Here is a 21389-nt window from a genome sequence, read left to right on the forward strand (position 1 = left end):
CAGATAACTGTGTCTCATCGCCCGCATTTTTACCCACACCGATCTGCTTCCCGCAGACTCGGTCCGCTTCCCGCGTCGATGTCGAAGACGACGCACGTTCGAACGCCTCGATTCCAACTGGATTTATATTTGTGGGTATCATTACCACACTCTAATGAACGTACGGGACGCACTCGAGGCGGACGCCGACGCGCTCGCGGCTATCGCCGACTCCCCGACCGACGTGATGCGGAACCTGGTTCACGATCGGACGGTTCGAGTCGCCGAGGACGGCACCCACGACCCGAACGCTGACGTCTCGGAGTCCCAGTACGGCGGCTCGGATCCGGAAGACCTGCTGGGGTTCGTCAGCTTCGACGCCCGCGAGGACACCGTCCACGTCACCCAGCTCGACGGGACGCCCGAGGCATGTAAGCGACTGCTTGCCGAGCCGGTCCGGTTCGCCGAGCGCGAGGGGATGGCCGTCGAGGTGCTGATCGCGACCGACGCCGACCTCATCGAGGACGCCGCTCACGAGTTGGGGTTCGATCGCTACGGCCCGGGCCCACAGTTTAATGGTGCCTCGACGGTCCGGTTTCGTCTCGAGTCCTAACTGAACTTCTGGACGGTCACGTCGAGCGTATCGAGGTCGACGATCGGCGCGAACCCGGCGTCGGGCTGGATGTTGACGCTCTTCTGGAAATCGGTTTGAGACTGCCAGCAGCCGGAGTTGATCGCGAGCACGTTGTGGTACTTGCCAAAGCCCAGCTTGTGGACGTGGCCCGTATGGAAGATGTCCGGCACCTCCTCCATGATCAGGTAGTCCTTCTCCTCTGGTGCGAGTCGGGTATGACCTCCGAACTGCGGCGCGACGTGGCGTTTCTTCAGGAGCTGGTACATCGCCCGGTGGGGATCGTCGTAGCTCGCCTTCTCCTCGGGGAGTTCAGCGATAACTTCGTCGAGGCTGACCCCGTGATACATTAGCACCGAGACGCCCTCGAGGGTCACCGTCGAGGGGTTGCTGACGATCCGGGCGTCGTGGGCGGACATGATCCCTCGCAGCTCCTCGTCGAAGCCAGGTTGGGGTTCCGCGAGCCGCACCGCGTCGTGGTTGCCCGGGATCATGACGATCTCGATGTCGCCGGGTACCTGTTTCAGCCGCTCGTTGAACGCCTCGTACTGCTCGTAGATGTCGACGACGTCGAGCTCCTCGTCTTGGTTCGGATAGACCCCGACGCCCTCGACCATGTCGCCCGCGATCAGCAAGTATTCGACGTGCTGGGCTTCGGGCGTGTGGAGCCAGTCGGCAAATCGGTTCCAGGCCTCGCTCATGAACTCCTGGCTGCCGACGTGGACGTCGCTGATCAGCGCCGCCTGGACGTGGCGATCCGCCGTCGTGGGCTCGTGCGTGCGCGGAACGTCCGGAAAGTACATCGAATCGACGAACGCGATCCCCGAGTCGTCGGCGAGGGTGCCCTCCATCGCCACCACCTCGTCGTACAGCAGTTCGTCGACCAGATCGGCGTACTCCCGATCCTTCATCACGAGCCACGGGAACGTTCCGGTGGCGTCCTCGAGTTCGATCAGCCAGTGACCGCTCGCGGTCGATCGCACGTCGTTTACCAGACCAACCATTCCGGCCTCGCTGCCGCCCGGCATCGACTGGATCGCCGTCGCCGGGCGGTGATTGACCCGCCCGCGGAGCTTCGATCCCAGCCGCTCGAGGCGGTCCCGGAACACCGAGACGAAGTCCCCGTACTCGCCGGTTCCCGTGCTCTCACCGGTCATATCTCCGGCGATCTCGAGCGAGCGCTCGAGCGGATCGGCCGACCGACCGCTCCCCTCCTGAACCCCCCTTGTTTCAACTGGACCTCCGGCAGCCGTCGGTCGAGAAGTCGGTCGTTCGTCTCCAGTCGAAGGGGAGGTGTCGCGAGTTGACGGTTCGGTCGGATCGGGGCCGTCACCGGCCGATGATTCGCTCGAGCCGGAGCCATCGTCGATCGGCGATTCCCCCGAATCGGAGCCGTCGTCGGTCGGCGAACCGATCGGATCGGTGGTTCGAGCGCCGTCGGAAACGGGCGCTCGCTCGAGGAGCGAGTCGACGTGTTCCGAGCGGACGACCAGCGCGTCGTCGGGAAGGTCCTCGAGAACCGCCTCGAGGGTCGTCGCCGGGTTCTCGGTCGCGGCGATCCGCGTCACTGCCTCGCGCTCGGCGTTGTAGCCGCGACTCGTGAGTTCGCTGACGATCCGAGCGGGTCCCTCGAGTGGCACACCCCTCGCATTCGCGAGCGAAGTCAAAAACGTAGCGGAGTCGACGTTCGCGAGCGGGATCGGCGTGACGAACGAAACCCGATCGTCGGTGTGACGAACAGAACCTTGATGGCCGGGCCCGGTATAACACGGGACGATGAGCGGTCCCGATTCCGGCGACGAGAGGAGCGACGACAGCGGTGAGCCACGCCGCCACGACCCGAGCGAGGCCCCGCTGGACGGGACCGACGAGCCGGCACGTGGCTCGAGGTCGGCGAACGACGGCCGACCTCGAAACGGAGTCGGAACGGAGGACGAGGAGTCGGTCGTCCAGCGCAGCGGATCGGGGTCCGAAAGTGACGACGTCTCGATCGAGGACGACGGGATCGTCCGGTGGTTCTTCGGAACGAACGACGAGTCGGTCGTCCTCGTCCGGGATATCCTGAGCAGCGTCGCCATCGTCGCGGTGATCGGGCTCTTGTTGTTCGGGATCAGCGGCGTCTGGCCGCCGCTGGTCGCCGTCGAGAGTGGCAGTATGGAACCCAACATGGAGGTGGGTGATCTCATCTTCGTCGTCGCGGACGACCGCTTCGTCGGCGACGACTCGACCGGAGACACCGGCGTCGTCACACACGAGGACGGCGAGGACCACGAGAAGTTCGGCAAGGCCGGTGACGTCGTCGTCTTCGAACCCAACGGGCAGGCTCACCAGACACCGGTGATACATCGTGCACACTTCTGGGTCGAAGAGGGCGAGAACTGGGTCGACACCAGGGCCGAACCCGAGTACGTCGACGGTGCAAGCTGTGACCAGCTCCAAACCTGTCCGGCCGCCCACGACGGGTTCATCACGAAAGGTGACGCGAACCCCTACTACGACCAGTATCAGCGCGGCGGCGCGAACACCGACGTCGTCCAGCCCGGGTGGATCACCGGAAAGGCGTCGTTCCGGGTTCCGTGGCTCGGTTACGTCCGACTCACGTTCGATTCGATCCTCGGTGGGATGCTCGCACCGCAGCCGGGTCTCGAGACCGTTGCGGACACGGTCGGGACGGAGACGCCGGTCTCGAGCGCCGGAGCGGTCGGAGCGAGCGTCGGTGCGGCGGGCGTCGCCGCGGCCGGTACGGGTGCTGCGATGGCTGCGGGCCGGCGGCGTCGACGGTAGCCGGCCGCGTCGCTCGAGTCGAAACGGAGGGGTCAGCGAGAGGGAAAGAGTGGGATCAGCGGAATGAGGTCAGGGTCGGAGACGAATTCGGCCCTCAGTTTTCGAACCGGGCCTGGACGAACGGCTGGATGTCGTCGATGTTGCTCAGTCGGGAGTCCGAGAGCAGGACCGCCTCGGTCTCGTCGATCGGAACCGAGAGGCTGATCTCCTTGGTCCGACCGTAGCGCCCCTTCGAGACGACGACGGCGTTGACGATGCCGAGCATGTCGAGTTCGCTGATGAGGTCGGTCACTCGTCGCTGGGTGAGGACATCGGCGTCGATCTCCTCGCAGAGGCGCTTGTAGATGTTGAACACCTCGCCCGTATTGATGCTGTGAACGCCGTTTTTCTCGAGCAGGATGGTCGAGAAGAGGACGAGCTTTGACTGCGTGGGAAGGGTGCGAACGACCTCGACGACCCGATCGAGTTCGATCTTGTCCTGGGCCTGCCGGACGTGTTTCTCGACGATCGTCTCGGCCTGGGAGCGCTCGGCGAGCTCACCCGCCGTTCGGAGCAGATCCAGCGCGCGACGCGCGTCTCCGTGTTCTTGGGCGGCGAAGGCTGCACACAGCGGGATCACGTCGTCCGACAGCGCATCGCCCTTGAAGGCGACGTTGGCTCGGTGCTGAAGGATATCCCGGAGCTGATTCGCGTCGTACGGTGGAAAGACGATCTCCTCCTCGCCGAGACTGGACTTGACTCGGGGGTCCAGAAAGTCGGTGAACTTCAGATCGTTCGAGATTCCGATGATCGACACGCGAGAGTTCTCGAGTTCGGAGTTCATCCGCGAGAGGTTGTACAGCGTGTCGTCCCCGCTCTTCTCGACGAGCTTGTCGATCTCGTCGAGCATGATGACGACGACCCGCTCGTCGTAGTCGACGGCGTCGAAGAAGACGCTATACACCCGATCGGTCGGCCAGCCGGTCATCGGTACCTCCTGGAACGACTCCTTGTCCTCCTCGAGGGAGTTGATTCGGTCCTCGACCTCGTCACGAGTAGAGAACGGCGTGGACGCAAGCGGGTGTTCCCCGTCGGCTACGTCCGAATCCGCCGGCTCGGCTGACCCCTCCGTTTCGACTGGAGAACCGGACGACGGCGACTCGATGTCGGTTGCAAACGAAACGTCGTCGTTCGGAACGGAGCCGGTTGCGTCCTCGACGGATTCGCCGGCGGAATCGTCGCGACCGTCGTTCGCTTCGTACTCCTCGAGCGCCTCGAGGCGCTCCTCGAGCGACTCGATCTTTCGGTCGATCCGTGCCTCGTTCTTCTCGATGAACTTGTTCGCGAGCTGTGCGAGGACGCGGTACTGGGTGTCGGTCACCTCGCAGTTGATGTACTCGACGTCACAGGGGACGCTGTACTTCTGAGAGGTGCTCTCGAGTTCCTTGCTGACGAACTTCGCGCTCGCGGTCTTTCCAGTTCCCGTCTTTCCGTAGATCAGGATGTTCGAGGGCGTCTCGCCCCGGAGTGCGGCGACCAGGATCGTCGCCATCTTGTTGATCTGGTCGGTCCGGTGGGGGAGTTCGTGGGGCGTGTAGGACGGACGCAGCACCTCCTTGTTCTCGAAGATCGGCTCGCCGCTGAGCAGGTCGTCGAACAGTCCCTGGCTCGGTTCCTCGTCGCCGATCGCCGTCTCCTCGAGCGACGTCGAGAACCCGTCGGTCTCGCCCTCGACGTCGTCGGTTCGTGGCGGCTCTGAGTTGTCGTCTGACATCCGTCGTTGGGATACCCCCTCGTTTCGTGTGGAGAGACGGACCCGAAAGCAGTGATACAGCGTTTGAACGGCCAGTGCGGCCGATCAAGCGGAATAGCGATCGGTTTCGGATCCAGTTGATGCAAACGAAACAGAGGAACACCGCGATATTAAATTCTTCCCTTTCACTCACGTAGGATATGATTCTTTTTGGACGGGTCCGGCCGCGAATCGAGTTGGAGCCGGCGGCTGATCCTGGCGGCGTTTCGGATCGACTCCGGTTCCAGCGGCGGACGGAACCGCACTGCTATCAGTTCGAGTCCCCGTTCGACAATACTCGATCTCTTTGGGATGATACCGATACTCGTGGAGTCTTCGGATGGAACTGATACTCGTGGTCGGCAGTTCTCGTTCGGTCAGTCGTCGAGGCGCTCGACGATCGTTTTGGCTCCGTAATTACTCCCTGCTGGATCCGTTCATCCGGAGTGTTCGATCCGAAGCCGAGGTAGTGGTGGTGATCCGGTGAGGAGAGATTAGCTTCGACGTCGAAGGAAGCCGGTCGCTCTCGAGTCGAAGAGGGGGGGTTGGTTGTGGCGTTCCCCTCCCCCACCCCTTCGTTTCGACTGGAGACCGACGAGGGAGTGGGGTGGGAGAAACGGGAAGACAGCTACAGGGGACAGAGGTCGAGTCTTGATCGGGTGATTTCGGGGAGCTCGAGCGATATACGGGAGTTCCGTAATGAAAGTTGTAGACTAGTTACTAAGAGTGAAAGTTCGGTAAGGAGCTAGTAACTAGATGCACAAGCCTAGTAAATATCTCTTCTCTAGATCTAGTACGGATATCGTTTTTCTTGTGAGTAGATAAAGTCTTCCCTTCACAAAGCACCCTCCCCTCCCCCTCCCTTTGGAGCGTTCCAGTTGAAACGAAGGGGTGGGGGGGTTCCAACATCTCGTCCGATCGTTCTGCTCATCGTGAAGTACCTCACCACAAACCAACCACCAAGACTTTCTTATTTGTAGACCGGTACGCAATCGATCCTCCTGTCTTCCAGCACTTTGAGTGTCATTTGCTATCTTCTTTCATGGAACTCTTTCACAGCAGTCGAATTCTCTACACGTCTGACGTAGGCTTAAGTGAATTCAGTTTGTAGTACGCGCAGACGCACTTCGCGGTGCCAGAGGGCCAAGGATGGGACTGTTAACAGGACTCAAAGATAGTATCTCCCGGGTTACGGATCGGTTGTTTACCGACGAGCAACCCAAACGAATCGGAATCTACGGACCGCCCAACGCTGGAAAGACGACGCTTGCGAATCGCATCGCACGGGACTGGACCGGCGATGCGGTCGGAACCGAAAGTCACGTTCCACACGAAACACGCCGCGCACGGCGAAAGGAAGACGTCGAGATCGAACGTGACGGACGGTCGGTCTCGATCGATATCGTCGATACGCCCGGCGTAACCACCAAGGTGGACTACGAGGAGTTCACCGACGAGATGGAGGAGGACGACGCGATCCGTCGGTCCCGCGAGGCCACGGAAGGCGTCGCCGAGGCGATGCACTGGCTTCGGGAGGACGTCGACGGTGTCATCTACGTTCTCGACAGCGCGGAAGATCCGATCACGCAGGTCAATACGATGCTGATCGGTATCATCGAATCCCGCGATCTGCCGGTTCTCATCTTCGCGAACAAGATCGACCTCGACGAGGCGAGCGTCAAACGGATCGAGGACGCGTTCCCCCAGCACAAGACGGTCCCGCTCTCCGCGAAGGAGGGCCAGAACATGGACGAGGTCTACGACAACATCGCGGAGTACTTCGGGTGATCAGTCGTGCCCAAGGCAACTAACCCGGACGACCCCAACGGTAACGACGGCGTACAGATCGATCTCATCAGCGGCGAGCGGATGGACACCCTCGCCTCCACGGAGAAGATCCGGATGATCCTCGACGGCGTTCACGACGGCAACATCGTTATCCTCGAGGAGGGGCTCACCCCCGACGAGGAGAGCAAGCTCATCGAGATGACGATGGCCGAGATCAGCCCCGACGCCGGATTCAACGGCATCGAAATCGAGACCTACCCCAAGTCGGAGACGAAGGACTCGTCGCTGCTGGGCCGGCTCATGGGGTCGAACGAGTCGGCGGCGAAGTTGACGGTGATCGGGCCCGCCAACCAGATCGAAACCCTTCACAAGGACGAAACGCTGATCAGCGCGCTCGTATCCCGTAACTAATGCCACACCAGTGTACGAACTGTGGCCACACGTTTCCGGACGGCTCGAAGGAGATGCTCTCGGGCTGTCCCGACTGTGGCGGGAACAAGTTCCAGTTTACGCCGAACTCGGACCGGAGCGCCGAGGACGGCGCCGACGGAGATGCCGACCCTGAAACGCCAGCGGCCGATTCCACCGAAGCGGAAGCCGACGGCGTCGCCTCTCGAGCGGCCGAAACCGTCCGCGGCTGGGTTTCTTCGGAGCCGACCGACGAGTCGGCTCCCGACGCCCCGGAGCCACCGGCAGCCGACCGATCGACGGCGAGCGCCGGCACGGCTGATCCCCAGCCGACCGGTGACTCTCGAGGGTCCGACCCGACCCGGAACGAGCGGTCGACGTCCCCCGGAGATCGGGGCCGAGCGAGCGACGACGGGGACGACTCGTTTACCGAGTGGCCCGACTCGGCTCGTCGCCCCGAGGACCGCTCGTCGCCGTCTGCGGAATCCACGGCCAGCGATGCCACCGACGACCGCACCGGCTCCGAACTGAACTCGAGTGACCACCGGACCGATCCGATCGCGGACGCCTCGAGCGAGCGCTCCGAGCCCGACCACGAGACGGCGGCGGTGGCGGACTCGGAGGACTCCGCGCAGGCGAGCGCCCGCAGCGAGGTGGTCCCGGCCGACGATCTCCCGACCGGTTCGGACGTAGCTGGCGAAGGTGACTCGATCACCGAGGTCGATCCCATCGACGACGGCGGGAGCGAGGAAACGCCCGATCACGGGCGGGTCGTCAGCGAGCCATCGGGTGAGCAGCCGTCGATCGAGGAACTTCGCGCGGAACTCAACGAGCAGTTCGAGAGCATCAAGATCCTCCGACCGGGCCAGTACGAACTCAACCTCATGGAGCTGTACAACCGCGACGAGTACATCATCTCGCTCCAGGAGGACGGTCGGTACGTCATTGACGTTCCGGAGTCCTGGCACGACGACGCCGACGAGTAACGCCGACCCCTTCGGTTCGACTGTAGACGGCCACCACCACCCCTCGAGTCGCCCCTTCTTCGAGTCGAGTTGCAGTCGAACTCGGGGTGTGGCCAGCGAACGACGATCGGTCGAGAAACCCTGGCGTCTCGCGGTTTCGGCCGAGACAGATGGATTTAAGCGACGCGACCGATAGCGTCCGAACATGAGCACTGCAACCAAGGCCGTTCTCGCGACGATCACCGTGTCGGCGCTGCTGTCGGGGCTGATCATCTTCCAGACCGTTCTCGTCTGATGTTCACCGCCCGAGAGCTCTCGTCCCCGGTTGCGGCGATCCGGGAGGAGCACGCTCCCGACGCCGTCGTCGTCGACTGCGATCGGGACTTCGAGACGCTCGCGCCTGCCCAGGCGGAGGACCTAGGCCTGCTCGTGGACTCACTCGAGCCGGCGACGTACCCGGCCGCGTGGCTCCCCGAGGATGCCCCGGAGCTCCTCGCCCGTTACGCGAGCAGCGACTTCACGGTCGGAATGCCCGGCGACGGGAGCATCACCTGGACCCACCAGACCGACCCACCGACAGTCATCGTCAAACCCCGCGTCGAAGGGTCGCCCGAACCGTTTCTCGACTTTCTGCTCGCGGAGGCGCTCGTCGAGGTCGGACTCGAGGTTCCCGAACACTTCCTCGGGTTCTTCGAAGAGGAGTACCGAAACCTCGAGCAGGCGACGGCGCTCGATCCGGCCGGCACCTACCAGATTGCCGCGGCGCTGTACGACGGCTGGACGGGGCTTCACACGCGCGACGTGTTCGCAGCGTGGGACGAGGACGGAACGCACCCGGAGCTGGCCGACGCCTGGCACGACGCGGGAACCCGCCTTGAGGACCGTGTCTCGGGGCTTCCGGGTGCGGTCGCTCGCGGTGAGACCGACTTCGCGGACGCGACCGAACTGGCCTGCGCCGCAATCAAACACGCTCTCGAGCTCCCGGCGCCGTTCGACGCGCTCGACACCGACGCCTACCGGGATCACGGGCCGGACTACGCGGTAACGTGGGCCGAAAAGACGTTCGACGCGCTCGAGGATTAGAACGTCGCGTCGATGCTGCCGTCCTCGTCGAGATCGATCGTGCCGTCGAATAGCGCGCGGAACTCCTCGACGAGTTCCTCGTCGTGGGGATCCTCCGAGAGGTGGAACAGCCCGACGGCGTCGTGTTCGTCGAGCAGCTCGAGAATACGGCTTGCGGCCTCGAGGGCTTGCTCCTCGCCGGCGTAGTAGGCGAGTTCGGTCACCGAGTCGAAGCTGAGCCGGAGTTTGCCGTCGTGATTCTCGAGGAAGCCGTCGATGTGATCGACGATGCCGTCGACGTCGTCGGGCGCGGCGACGTAGTGGACGGTGTCGCTGGTCCGCCGCGAGTAGCCGCGCTCGATGGAGAGCGTGTCGAGGATCTCGGCGCGGTTCTCGTCGACGTCGTAGTACTCGAGTTTTTGCTTGGCCTCCCGTGCCGTCGTCCGGGTGGAGATGACGAGGAAGTTGTCGGTATCGGTCTTGAGAAAGTCGGTGTCGATGCGGTCGGTCTCACCGGTACTCGGGTGCAACAGAAGGATGCCGGTTCCCCCGGGGACCGTCTCGGGCGTCCCCTCGATCGCCAGTTCGTACTCCATACTGCGTGACCAATTGCCGGAACCGACTTAATACTGAGGATATGTCGTCCCACAGCACGCGACGGCCGTTCCCGAACCACACCGTCGGTCCCCTCTTCGAGTCGAAACGAGGGGGAAGACCGGAATCGCCGTGCTGACGATCGGGAGCGTTCGGCCGTCGATTACACCTCCTCCTGTCGGAGGAGCACGAGCATCGAGAGCCCGGAGATCACCACCAAAAGGAGGGCGGGGACGGCCGCGTACCGATAGGCCAGCGCGTCCTGTGCGCCCCAGATGATCGAGACGAGCGTGTCCATTCCGACGGGCTGGAGCATCAGGGTCACCGGTAGCTCCTTCATCGTCGTCAGGAAGACCAGGACGCCGCCGGCGATTAGCCCGGGCATAATCAACGGCAGCGTGATCCGGCGGAACGTCTCGAGACGCCCGGCGTTGAGCGTGCGGGCGGCCTCGATCGTCTTATCGTCGATCTGCAGGACTGACGACCGGACGGTGCCGACCGCCTGTGGAAGGAATCGGACGACGTACGCGAACACGAGCAGGGCGACGCCCTCCCGGTAGAACGAGGGGAGGGTCCTGGTACCGAGGAAGACGAGCGCGAGTCCGATGACGACGCCGGGGACGGCGAACCCGACGTAGGTCGCTCGCTCGAGGATCCGCGAGACGAGCGAGTTCGATCGGCCGGAGTAGTACGCGACCGGCAGCGCGAAAAGACACGCGACCAGCGCGGCCAGCAGGGCGAGGTACACCGAGTTGAACGCGAACTCGGGCTGGAACTCGAGTGACGGAATGGGATCGCCCTCGCTGCGGAACAGCCAGTTCGTGAAGATCGCGACCGGGACGACGAGCGTAAGAAACCCGATAAACGAGACGAACCCCATCGCCGGCCACTTCCAGCGGCCGAGGCGAACGACGCTCCCTTTCGCCGTCCCGCCGGCGACGTCCTCGTCGCGGCCAATGCCTGCTTCGATGACGAGCACGATCGCAACGATCGCGATCAGCTGTAGCGCGAGCAACGCCGCGTACTCGACGGCGAAATTGCTGAACTCCCAGTAGATCGTGCTCGTGAAGACGTCGGCCTGCATGAACGCCGGCGTTCCGAAGTCCGAGATCGCATAGAGGGCCGCGAGCAACGCGCCGGCCGCGATTCCCGGCCGAATCTGCGGGAACGTGACGCGACGGAACGCCTCGAGGGGGCCGGCGTTGAGCGTCCGAGCCGCGTCGACGAGCGAGTTGTCCATCGACAGCAACGCGGCGCGGGTCGTCAGGAACACGTAGGGGTAGGTGTACAGCGTGATGATCAACACCGCTCCCGACAGGCCGTCGACGCGCGGGATCGTCGCACCGAACAGCGTATCGACTTCGCCGCCCGGACCGAACATCCCCGCGAACGCGATCGCGCCGATGTAGCTCGGGATCACGAGCGGCAGCGCGGCGACGATCGTCCAGAGTCGAGGGTACGGGAGGTCCGTTCTCGTCGTCAACATGGCGAGTGGAACGCCGAGCAAGATCGAAAACACGGTGACGAGCACCATCAGCGTGATACTGTTGAACGTGATCCAGGCCGTCCGCGAGGAGACGACGAGGTCGTACGCGCGCGTAGCCTCGACCGTCGTCGCCTGCCAGAACAGCCAGAACATCGGGGAGACGACGAGAAACGCGACGAGACCGCTCAGAAGTGCCAGGATCGTCATCGAACGGTCGGTGTTCCCGAGTCGATCCTGTACCGACTCGAGTCTCCGCGAGGAACCGAGATAGTCCGTAGGTGGTTTCATTGTAGATCGTCTGCCCGGATCGGCGGAGCCGTGGACGTGGTCGGCCCTTGGAGCTAGGCGCTCCTAAATCCCCCGAAGCGTTCCCGAGGTGTGGGAAGCCGAAAAGCGGTAGCCACGGCGTCTCTGATTGGGTATATGCTTACAGCCGCGTCAGACCGTCATCCCTTCCTCGCTGAGGAGGTCCTGGGCCTCCTCGAGATCCATGTCGAAGTCGCTCAAGTCGAACTCCGGCGGCTCGAGCTCCTCGAGGTCGGGGAGGTCGCCGACGTAGTCGACGTCCTCGACGACGGGGTACTCTCCGTTTGCGTCCATCATGAACTCCTGGCCCTCCTCAGCCAGCAGGTGACGGACGAACTCCGCGACGAGCTCGGGATCCCCCACGTCGTTCGTGACCCCGACGCCCGCGACGCTGAACAGACAGCCGGGATCGTTCTCGGTGAACGCCACGTCGATCGGCGCGTCGGGGTCCTCGTTGAGGATACGGGCGGCGTAGTAGCTGTTTCCGAGCGCGACGACCGGGTCGTCGTCGCCACCCCTCTCGATAGCCTCCGCTTGGTCGGAGCCACCCGAGAACAGCTGGATGTCCTGGTCCTCGACCATCGCTCGGACCCACTCGCGAGTTTCCTCCTCGCCCTCGAGTTCGACCATCGCCTGAATGAACCCCCGGAAGGTTCCGGAGTTGGGTCGCGTCGAGATGATCCCCTCGAATCGGTCGTCGGTCGCAAACTCCATGATGTCGGTCGGAAAGTCGTCGCCGTCGCCGTCCCAGCGCTCGGTGTTGTACAGAATCGAGCGAACCCGACCGGAGACACCGGTCCAGTAGCCGTCCGGTTCGCGGTAGCTCTCCGGAACGGCGTCGACGACGTCCTCGGGCAGTTGCTGGACGGCACCCTCGCGCTCGAGCTCGGCCAGCGCGCCCGGATCCTGTGAGTACATCAGATCCGCCGCGACGGCGTCACCCTCCTGGAGGATCTGGTTAACCTGCACGTCGTTGTCGTCGTAGTCGACGTTGAGCGTCAGCCCGTCGTACTCCTCCTCGAGCGCGACGAAGACGGGATCGATCTGGTCTCGGGTGCGCCCGGAGTAGATCGTCAACTCACCCTCGAGGTCGCCCAGGTCGTCCCAGGAGACGGCCTCGGAGTCGACCGACGCCTCGCGGGGACCGACGTCGGCGACCGCCCCGGCGCTTTCGCCGTCGTCGCCGAGACAGCCTGCGAGTCCCGCGAGCCCTGCGACCGATACCCCCGTCGCCGCGAGAAATCGTCGCCGTCCGGTCGCCGTTCGCTGCGTTCGATCGTCGTCTCGCTGGTGCATATCTAGTTTTAGGCTGGCCTAAAACACTAATACCTTCCGATTGTTCCCGTCAGAAGGACCGAGAGGTCGGGGTAGCTACCGCTTCCCGTTTAGCCCGAATCCGATGCCCACGGATTTCGGCCGACCTAAACCTCCACGTCGATCTTTTTAGGCAAGCCTAAAGAGCCTGTCGGTGATCCCCGTCTTCCGGGGCGAGAGCCGAACCGGTTTTGACCCTCTGGAGGAAACCAGCCGGTATGAGCGTACGTGAGGAGTTCGACGAGTGGGCCGCGAGCGGTCGCGACAGGGGAATGGAGGAACGGCACTGGCACACCGCCAAACACGCGCTCGCGCGGATGCCCGTCGAACCGGGCGACACGGTTCTCGACCTGGGCTGTGGTAGCGGCTACGCGGGTCGTGCGCTGCGAGACACCAAGGACGCCGGTCGAATCTACGGACTCGACGGCTCACCCGAAATGGCACACAACGCCGCGGGCTACACCGACGATCCGCAGGTCGGCTACGTCGTCGGCGACTTCGGCGCCCTGCCCTTTGCCGACGACTCCGTCGATCACGTCTGGTCAATGGAGGCGTTCTACTACGCCGCCGACCCCCACGAGACCCTCGAGGAGATTGCGCGCATCCTCCGGCCGGGCGGGACGTTCTACTGTGCGGTCAACTACTACGAGGAGAACGTCCACTCCCACGAGTGGCAGGACAACATCGCCGTCGAGATGACCCGCTGGGACCGCGACCAGTACCGCGAGGCGTTCCGCTCGGCGGGCCTCTCGGTCGCCGAACAGGACAACATCCCCGACCGGGAGATCGCGATCCCCAGCGAGGCGGAGTTCCCACTCGAGGAGTGGGACACTCGCGAGGCGATGGTCGAACGCTACCGGGAGTACGGCACCCTCCTCACGGTCGGGGTCGCTCCCTGATTTCGGGTCGACGCTCCGGTCGAACCCCTTGATTTCCACTCGAGCGTTCGGACGTCCACCGATTTCCGCTCGAGCGGACAGCCCCGCATAACGCTTACCTGGTCCGTGCCGGTATCGGTACGTATGACACTGTCTCGCCGACTCCGCTCTCGACGAGGGATCGTTCTCGGTGCCATCGCCGCAGTCGGTGCGGGATTCTCGACGTACCTCGGGACGGCAGCCAGCGACGACGAGACGACCGCCGAAACGCCGATCGAACGTGACGGTACGGACGAGGGCGAGATCGACCAGTCCGCAGCGGAACGCGACGAGGGCCGCGACCTCCCGCCCGCCCAGCACGAACGACTCTGTCGGTGCCCGAGCTGTATGGGTGGCCTCGGTGCCCCTGGCGAGTAACGCTACTCGAACCGCTCGCCCGCCGGAATCGTCACCTCGAGCCAGTTCTCTTCGGGAGGGAGGGGACAGTCGAACGTCTCGCTGTAGGCACAGAACGGCGTGTACGCGAGGTTGAGGTCGACGACCAGCTCGTCACCGGTCTCGAGGTCCCGATCCGCGGCCAGTTCCATGTACCGGCCGCCCTCGTAGGTCTGCTGGCCCGTCGTCTTGTCCCGGAACGGGACGAAGTAGGGCTCTTCGTTCGGGCTCTCGAGCTGGTAGGCCGCCAGCTCGAAGGTTCCGTCCTCGAGGTCCTCGTCCTCGCGATCCAGCTCGAACTCGAGCGTCGCCGCCCGGAGGTAGCGCATCTCTCGACCCGCCGTAGTGTCCATCAGAACGACCTCCGGCTCGTCGTGAGTGGTCACGGTCGCGGTCACCCGATAGGTCGGATCCGGCTCGAAGTAGTCCAGCCCCTCGAACCCGTCGCGGTCCTCGGGCGGCACCGGCGACTGGGGATGTTCGGCGAAGAAGTCGTCCTTCTCGGCGCGCTTGGCCTCGAGTTCCGCGCGCCACTTCTCGACGTCGATCGAATCGCTCATACCGTCGGTTGAGCAGCGAGACTCGAAGGCGTTGCGTTTGACAGACGGGAGACTGACCCCGCGAACGATAGTCGCCGCTGACAGCCAGTTCATGCGCTTGATCGCACGGGGGAAGCGCAGTCCGAACGAACAGCGTAAGCGAGGACCAGGGGACGGCGAACGGGGGGACGGAGTGACTCGCGAGCTGCAGATCCGGGTGTCGCCAGTCCAGTCGTTACCTCCCTCCCAAGACAGATTGGCACGTCCAGACCGGGCCAGGAGCCGAAGCTCCGACACCACGGCTAACCAGACAATCAGCGTGCCCTTTCGGGGGTGGTTCCTCGAGTAAGTACGCTGTACTCTGGTCCGGACCGGGACGGATTAGCCGCGTCTAATAATCTGTGTAGAAGCACAAACTATTTTAATTGGTGTGGCGGAATACGAGCTAATGACAGATCTCTCGAGGACTACTCAGCCTCGCTCTACGCGCCGAACCGTCCTCGCTGCGGGGGTCGGAACGCTCGCCGCGGGTATCGCGGGCTGTCTCGACGAGGATCCCCAGGAGGACAACGGTGTCGACGGCGACGATATAACAAGTGAAGACGACGGAGACGGTGAAGACGACGCGTACACCGTCGCTGCCGGAATGCCGGCGCTTTGGGATTTCACACGGGAGGTCGGCGGCGATCACGTAAACGCCGTCGATCTGGTTCCGACCGGCGAGCACGGCCACGACTACGAACCCGGGCCGGGAATCGTCGAGGAGATCGAGGAGGCCGACGCGTTCGTCTATATGCGGGAGTTCGCCGGCTGGATGGACGACGCCGTCGCGGAGCTCGAGGACGACGACAGCGTCGCCGTCATCGACGCCTCCGAGGGGATCGAGTTCTTCGACAGTCCTGCCGAAGACGACGATGAACACTGGTGGATGGATCCGATCGAGTGTCAGAACGGCGTCGACAACATCGCGGCCGGCTTCGCGGAGCTCGATCCCGACCACGCCGACGAGTACGATGAGAACGCGACCGCGTTCAACGAGGAACTCGAGGAGATCCACGAGGAGTTCGAGGAGCTGGTCGATCGCGCGACTCTCGACGAAATCGTCATCGGCACCCACGACTCCTTCCAGTGGTGGAACCGACGATACGACATCGACGTCTACTCGCCGATCGGCACGTCGCCGGACGGAGAGGCGTCCGCACAGGACATCGAGGAGGTCGAAAACCACATCGAGGAGTACGGTATCGAGCACGTCCTCTACGACGTCGGCGAGCCGGCCCACCTCGCCGAATCGATCGCCGACGAGACGGGCGCGGAGGTGCTCCCGATCTCGCCGGTGGAAACACAGCTCGACGAAACCACGGAGGTCGGGGACGTCGAGATGGAGTCTGACTGGGGGTACGTCGCCCACTACCAGGAGATCAACTTCCCGTCGCTCGAGCGAGCCCTCCAGACAGCATGAGAGTTAGCAGCCTCGAAAGATTTGGATAGCTCGAGAACAAAAACTGGTTACCAACCTCAAATGAACGCTGCAATAGCCGCCGAGAACGTCACCTTCGCCTACGACGACCAGCCCGTGGTCAAAGACGTCTCTCTCACGGTCGAAGCCGGCGATTTCCTCGGACTGATCGGACCGAACGGCTCCGGGAAGACGACCCTGTTGAAAATCCTGCTGGGACTCCAGACGCCGGATACGGGGTCCGTCGAGCTGTTCGGCACCGACGCGACGTCGTTCGACGAGGGGACCCGTCTCGGCTACGTCTCACAGCAGTCCTCGGAGGCCGACACGACGATGCCGATCTCCGTCCGTGAGGTTGTACGGATGGGACGGTACGCCCACGCCGGCCTCTCGCCTCTCGCGTCCGACGATCATCGGATCGTCGACGACGCCCTCGAGCAGGTCGGTATCGTCGACCTGGCCGACCGGCAGATCAGCTCGCTCTCGGGCGGACAAAAACAGCGGACGTACATCGCTCGCGCGCTCGCGTCCGAAGCCGATCTGCTGGCGCTCGACGAGCCGACGGTCGGCGTCGACGCCGACTCGCGGGACGCGTTCTACGATCTGTTACACGAACTCAACGAGGCAGGGATCACGATCGTCCTGATCGAACACGATATCGGCGTCGTTACCGAGCACGCCGATACGATCGCGTGTCTCAACCGCGAGCTCTACGAACACTGCGGTACGGAACGGTTCCTTGAAACCGACGCACTCGAACGCGCGTTCAGCTCGGCGCGAGCAGCGCAGTCGACAGGCGTTGCCTCCGGGGACTGATGATGAACGACGATACGTTCCGGTCCCGGCGCGGGCTGACTGTTGCCGCGGTCGGTCTTCCTGCGGCGGTGATCGCTACCGCCGCGTTCGTCTACTGGGTTTTCCCGCCGCTTTTCGACGCGTTCTGGGGAACGACGTGCGGAGCGATCGGCTCCTGGCTCGTCTGTAGTACGTTCCTTCAGCATGGCTTCACGGCCGGCGTTCTCGTCGGGATCGCCGCGCCGCTCGTTGGCGCCTACGTCGTTAACCGGCAGATGGCGCTCATCGGAGAGGCTCTCGCTCACACCGCGTTCGGCGGCGTGGCGATTGGACTTGTGGTCGGCGCGAGTACCGAGTGGCTGAACTATCCGCTGGTCTTCGCGCTGATCGCCGCCGTCCTCGCCGCGCTTGGGCTCCAGTATCTCGCCGTGACGACGGACGCCTACGCCGACGTTCCGCTGGCGATCATCCTGACCGGTGGGTTCGCCGTCGGAGTCGCCGTCATCTCCTACGGTGAGGGTGTCGCGTTCGGTCGCGAGATCGAGAGCTACCTGTTCGGCAACATCCTGTTCGTTCCCTTCGAGAACGTCCAGCTGATGGTCGCGCTCACGATACTGGTCGTCGGCATGGTGGGGCTGACCCACAAGCAGTTGTTGTTCATCACGTTCGACCGCGAAGCGGCGCGACTGGCTCGGATCAACGTCTGGTTCTACGATACGCTCCTGATCGTCGTGACGGCGCTGGTCGTCGTCGCGGCGATGCAGATCCTCGGTGCGATCCTCGTCGCCGCGATGCTCGTCGTTCCCGTCGCGGCCGCAATGCAACTGACGAGCAACTTCAACCACGGCCTCGTTCTCTCGATTCTGTTCGGCGAGATCGCAGTTCTCGCCGGCATTCTCTCCTCGTACTACCTCGACATCGCGACCGGACCGGCGATCGTTCTCGTCGCGATCCTGGTCTACGTATTTGCAATCGTCAACGACAGGTAGCGTCAACCGATGAGTAACAACACAAACGAAATGAATGCTATCAAAGAGGTGACCTGAATTCGTATGTGGCCCTGGGAACACGCGATCATGGGATACGTCGCGTACTCGCTGTTTTGCCACGCCTACTACCGCGACTCGCCCGGCGGACTCGAGGCGTTCGCGGTCGTCTTCGCCTCCGTCCTTCCGGATCTGATCGACAAACCGCTGGCCTGGGAGTACGGCGTCTTCGAGGTCGGCTACGCGATCGGTCACTCGATCTTCTTCGCCGTTCCGCTGTCGATCGCCGTCGGCGCGATCGCCCGGTCGTACGGGCGTTCTCGAGCCGGACTCGCGTTCGCCGTCGGCTACCTCCTGCATCTCCCCGCCGATATCGTCGACGGCTACGTCCGGGACGATCACCTCAGCTTCTGGATCGTGCTGTGGCCGTTCCAGCCGGACGAGGTTCACCACCACGCCCACGAGCACACCGGGTTCGCCGACCAGTTCTTCGTCCTCCTGGGGAACTACCACCAGGAGCTGTTCTCCGACGACCCGTCGACGTACGCCCTGGCCATGCTCGGTGCGACCGGCTTCGCCGCCCTGCTGTGGCTCTACGACGGTGCACCGGTTCTCCGGGAGTCGCTTCTCGCGGTCAAACACGGACTCGAGCGATCGGTCGAGCTGGTAACCGACTCCCGGAGCCGCTGATGCGAACGGGCGTCGGTCCTCCCTCCCGAGGTTTATATCCGAAGCCGCGGCTACGGTTCGTCAACGCTATGAGCGACCGACGATGAGTACGGCAGGAATGACCGACTGGCGCTCGATCTTCGGCCACCCCCAGCCCTACGACGAGCAGGTCGACGGTATCGAGACCGCCGTCGAAACCGCTCGAGACGGCGGCTACACCGTCATCGAGGGTGCCTGTGGGACCGGGAAGACGATGATCGCGCTCACCGCCGGGATCGACCTCGTGCGCGACCCCGACACCGACTACGAGCGCGTCCTCGTCCTCACGAGCGTCAAACAGCAGCTTCGCCAGTTCGAGGCCGACCTCGAGACGATCAACGAGAATCTGCCCGACGACTGGAACCCCGTCTCGGGACTGACTCTCGTCGGGAAAGCCGACGTCTGTCCGTACAACCGCGCCGGTGCAGGAGGAATCGACGACGGCAACGTCTACGATCGCTGCGAGAGCCTGCGCGAGCGCACCCGCGACCTCACGGGCGAGGGCGGCGAGACGACCGCGGGCACGCTGACCGCCCGCGCTCGCCAGCAACAGACCGGCCTCGCCGACAGCGGATCGACGGGACCGACGGGACGATTCCTCGAGACCGCGGACGAAACCGCGGCCTACCCGCCGGAGATGCCGACCTACGGCGACGGCGGCGCGGTCGGCGCCGAGACGGAGTACTGCCCGTTCTACGCCCAGTACCTCGAGGACCTGCCCGACGAGGAGGACGGCGATCCCGCCGAGGCGGTTCCCTTCGATTTCACCGACGCCGGGATGTTGACTCCCGACGATCTCGTCTCGCGCTCGGTCCGCAACGGCACCTGCCCACACTCCGTGATGGGCGCGGCGTTAGGCCACGTCGAGGTCGTCCTCGGTAACTACTACCACGCGTTCGACCCGACCACGACGACCGCCTTCACGGGCGCCCTGCTCGACGACTCGACGTTCGTTGTCTGTGACGAGGCCCACATGCTCGAGCCCCGCGTGCGCGATCTGGTCAGCGACGGCGTCGCGGATCAGCGCCTCCGGGACGCCGAGACGGAGCTCTCTCGAGTGCTCCAGCCGATCAGGTTCGAACGCGAGGGCCGAGAGGCCCAGGGCGGGTCGAAAACCGCCGACGCCGATCTAGTTCGGGGCGAACTCGAGGACAGCGACGTCTCTTTCGAGGAGCTCTCCCGCACCCTCGAGTTCGTTCGTGACCTCCGGGAGGAACTCGACCGTCACGTCACCGCCTACCTCGACCGGAACCATCGGGGGTGGCAGTCGAACCCGACCGAGCTCTCGGACGCCGAGATCCCGCTCCGCGACCCGCAGGAGCCCGCCGTCGACGAACTCACCGAGTGGGCCGCCGACGCGGGCTACAGCGACGCCGTCTGGGTCCGGGCCGAGAACGTCGGTGCCGTCGTCGAGCGCGTGTTGAACGAGGCCGAGGACGAGGACCGGACTCGAGCGGCGCCCGCCGTCGGTCGCGTTCTCGGCGAGTGGTACCGTCGCGATCACACCGACTACTTCCGGGAGATCGAACTCGAGCGCACCTGGGACGAGACGGAGCCGGCCGACTCCTGGCGGCGGGCCTACACCGCTCGCCTCGCCTTGCACAACTGCGTCCCCAGCGACGCCATCGGCGATCGACTGGCGGCGTTCGGCGGCGGAATCCTGATGAGCGCGACCCTCGAGCCCGTCGACGCGTTCACCGAGGTGACGGGACTCGACTACCTCGCCGACGAGGAGGGTCGGCCGGTCGTCGAACGTCGGTACGGCCTGCACTTCCCCGAGGAGAACCGCGAGAGCTTCGCAGTCGCCGCGCCGAAGTTCACGTACGACAACCGGGGTCGACCCGGCGAGACCAACTCGACGCGCACTCACTACGCCGACGCCGTCGCGAGGGTTGCCCGGCTCCCCGGCAACGTCCTCGTCGGAATGCCCAGCTACGCGGAAGCCGAGTGGATCGCGGGCGCCCTCGAGGACCGGATCGACAAACCCGTCCTGCTCGACGCCGCCAGCGACGACGAAACGACCCAGTCGCTTAAGAACGACTTCTTCGCGGGCGAGGGGAAGGTGCTCGTCACGAGTCTTCGGGGGACGCTCACCGAGGGGGTCGACTACAGCGGCGACCGACTCTCCGCAGCCGTGGTCTGTGGCGTCCCGATCGTCAACACCTCGAGCCCGCGAACGACGGCCGTCCGTCGGGCCTACGACGACGCCTTCGGCGACGGGTTCGAGTACGCGCTGACGATCCCGGCGGTCCGGAAGACCCGCCAGGCGGTCGGGCGGGTCATCCGTTCGGCCGAGGACGTCGGCGTTCGGGTGTTGCTCGACGAGCGCTACGCACGCGACAGCTGGGACTCGGTACGGGAGTACCTCCCCGACGACGGCGAGTTCCAGCCCGTTAGTCCAGACATGCTCGAGATGGGCCTCGACCGGTTCCGGTCGCGGCTCTGATCGCTCCCGACCGGGCGGACCCGATGTGGTCCACCGACGACCCCGGTCGGCACTC

At 64.2% G+C, this 21389-nt stretch carries 20 protein-coding genes; 14 read left to right on the forward strand and 6 right to left on the reverse strand.

Annotated elements, in window-relative coordinates:
* Positions 1-154: 154 nt before the first annotated feature.
* Positions 155-592: a hypothetical protein gene (locus tag C491_RS06960; RefSeq protein ID WP_005554811.1), complete on the forward strand. Its 438-nt coding sequence runs from the start codon at positions 155-157 to the stop codon at positions 590-592.
* On the opposite strand, the gene C491_RS06965 is transcribed toward C491_RS06960, so the two are convergent.
* On the reverse strand, positions 589-2250 hold the full coding sequence (locus C491_RS06965) for a DNA-directed DNA polymerase II small subunit (protein ID WP_005554813.1): 1662 nt from the start codon (positions 2248-2250) through the stop codon (positions 589-591). The genes C491_RS06960 and C491_RS06965 overlap by 4 nt on opposite strands.
* Positions 2251-2386: 136 nt before the next feature.
* Here C491_RS06965 and C491_RS06970 point away from each other — a divergent pair, with 136 nt between their 5' ends.
* Complete coding sequence (locus tag C491_RS06970) at positions 2387-3394, forward strand: S24/S26 family peptidase (RefSeq protein ID WP_005554815.1); 1008 nt, start codon at positions 2387-2389, stop codon at positions 3392-3394.
* Between the two features lie 94 nt (positions 3395-3488).
* On the opposite strand, the gene C491_RS06975 is transcribed toward C491_RS06970, so the two are convergent.
* Positions 3489-5147, reverse strand: coding sequence for a Cdc6/Cdc18 family protein (locus C491_RS06975; RefSeq protein WP_005554816.1), 1659 nt, complete (start codon positions 5145-5147; stop codon positions 3489-3491).
* A 1167-nt stretch (positions 5148-6314) separates the two neighbouring features.
* On the opposite strand from C491_RS06975, the gene C491_RS06980 reads away from it, so the two are divergent.
* The 5 genes from C491_RS06980 to C491_RS06995 all read left to right on the forward strand — a co-directional run bounded on the left by C491_RS06980 (position 6315) and on the right by C491_RS06995 (position 9409).
* Positions 6315-6953, forward strand: coding sequence for an Era-like GTP-binding protein (locus tag C491_RS06980; protein ID WP_005554817.1), 639 nt, complete (start codon positions 6315-6317; stop codon positions 6951-6953).
* Positions 6954-6959: 6 nt separating this feature from the next.
* Positions 6960-7364 carry a DUF2073 domain-containing protein gene (locus C491_RS06985; protein ID WP_005554818.1) on the forward strand — a complete coding sequence of 135 codons (405 nt, stop codon included), beginning with the start codon at positions 6960-6962 and terminating at the stop codon, positions 7362-7364.
* Positions 7364-8347, forward strand: a complete 984-nt coding sequence (locus tag C491_RS06990) for an OapC/ArvC family zinc-ribbon domain-containing protein (protein ID WP_005554819.1) — start codon at positions 7364-7366, stop codon at positions 8345-8347. Before C491_RS06985 ends, C491_RS06990 begins: the two co-directional genes overlap by 1 nt.
* A 184-nt stretch (positions 8348-8531) precedes the next feature.
* Complete coding sequence (locus C491_RS24365) at positions 8532-8621, forward strand: hypothetical protein (protein WP_449289267.1); 90 nt, start codon at positions 8532-8534, stop codon at positions 8619-8621.
* On the forward strand, positions 8621-9409 hold the full coding sequence (locus C491_RS06995; RefSeq protein WP_005554820.1) for a DUF7089 family protein: 789 nt from the start codon (positions 8621-8623) through the stop codon (positions 9407-9409). The genes C491_RS24365 and C491_RS06995 overlap by 1 nt, the downstream gene beginning before the upstream one ends.
* On the opposite strand, the gene C491_RS07000 is transcribed toward C491_RS06995, so the two are convergent.
* The 3 genes from C491_RS07000 to C491_RS07010 form a co-directional block, all read right to left on the reverse strand.
* Positions 9406-9984, reverse strand: coding sequence for a DUF7090 family protein (locus C491_RS07000; RefSeq protein WP_005554822.1), 579 nt, complete (start codon positions 9982-9984; stop codon positions 9406-9408). The genes C491_RS06995 and C491_RS07000 overlap by 4 nt on opposite strands.
* 161 nt (positions 9985-10145) lie before the next feature.
* Positions 10146-11756, reverse strand: coding sequence for an ABC transporter permease (locus C491_RS07005; protein WP_005554823.1), 1611 nt, complete (start codon positions 11754-11756; stop codon positions 10146-10148).
* Positions 11757-11906: 150 nt separating this feature from the next.
* Positions 11907-13070, reverse strand: a complete 1164-nt coding sequence (locus C491_RS07010) for an extracellular solute-binding protein (protein ID WP_005554825.1) — start codon at positions 13068-13070, stop codon at positions 11907-11909.
* 236 nt (positions 13071-13306) lie between these two features.
* On the opposite strand from C491_RS07010, the gene C491_RS07015 reads away from it, so the two are divergent.
* Complete coding sequence (locus C491_RS07015; protein ID WP_005554827.1) at positions 13307-13987, forward strand: class I SAM-dependent methyltransferase; 681 nt, start codon at positions 13307-13309, stop codon at positions 13985-13987.
* A gap of 123 nt (positions 13988-14110) precedes the next feature.
* On the forward strand, positions 14111-14383 hold the full coding sequence (locus tag C491_RS07020) for a hypothetical protein (protein ID WP_005554828.1): 273 nt from the start codon (positions 14111-14113) through the stop codon (positions 14381-14383).
* 2 nt (positions 14384-14385) lie between these two features.
* On the opposite strand, the gene C491_RS07025 is transcribed toward C491_RS07020, so the two are convergent.
* On the reverse strand, positions 14386-14961 hold the full coding sequence (locus tag C491_RS07025; protein ID WP_005554829.1) for a DUF1684 domain-containing protein: 576 nt from the start codon (positions 14959-14961) through the stop codon (positions 14386-14388).
* A gap of 427 nt (positions 14962-15388) precedes the next feature.
* Here C491_RS07025 and C491_RS07030 point away from each other — a divergent pair, with 427 nt between their 5' ends.
* The 5 genes from C491_RS07030 to C491_RS07050 all read left to right on the forward strand — a co-directional run bounded on the left by C491_RS07030 (position 15389) and on the right by C491_RS07050 (position 21334).
* Complete coding sequence (locus tag C491_RS07030; RefSeq protein WP_005554830.1) at positions 15389-16402, forward strand: metal ABC transporter substrate-binding protein; 1014 nt, start codon at positions 15389-15391, stop codon at positions 16400-16402.
* Between the two features lie 60 nt (positions 16403-16462).
* Positions 16463-17215 carry a metal ABC transporter ATP-binding protein gene (locus tag C491_RS07035; protein ID WP_005554831.1) on the forward strand — a complete coding sequence of 251 codons (753 nt, stop codon included), beginning with the start codon at positions 16463-16465 and terminating at the stop codon, positions 17213-17215.
* A gap of 2 nt (positions 17216-17217) precedes the next feature.
* Positions 17218-18183: a metal ABC transporter permease gene (locus tag C491_RS07040; protein WP_049891563.1), complete on the forward strand. Its 966-nt coding sequence runs from the start codon at positions 17218-17220 to the stop codon at positions 18181-18183.
* Positions 18184-18246: 63 nt separating this feature from the next.
* Positions 18247-18870 carry a metal-dependent hydrolase gene (locus C491_RS07045; RefSeq protein ID WP_005554833.1) on the forward strand — a complete coding sequence of 208 codons (624 nt, stop codon included), beginning with the start codon at positions 18247-18249 and terminating at the stop codon, positions 18868-18870.
* Positions 18871-18967: 97 nt separating this feature from the next.
* A complete protein-coding gene (locus tag C491_RS07050) occupies positions 18968-21334 on the forward strand; it encodes an ATP-dependent DNA helicase (RefSeq protein ID WP_005554834.1) in 2367 nt (788 codons plus the stop codon).
* Positions 21335-21389: the final 55 nt, after the last annotated feature.

Origin of the sequence: Natronococcus amylolyticus DSM 10524 (assembly GCF_000337675.1) — an archaeon.
In the GTDB taxonomy this organism is placed as follows: Archaea; Halobacteriota; Halobacteria; order Halobacteriales; family Natrialbaceae; genus Natronococcus; species Natronococcus amylolyticus.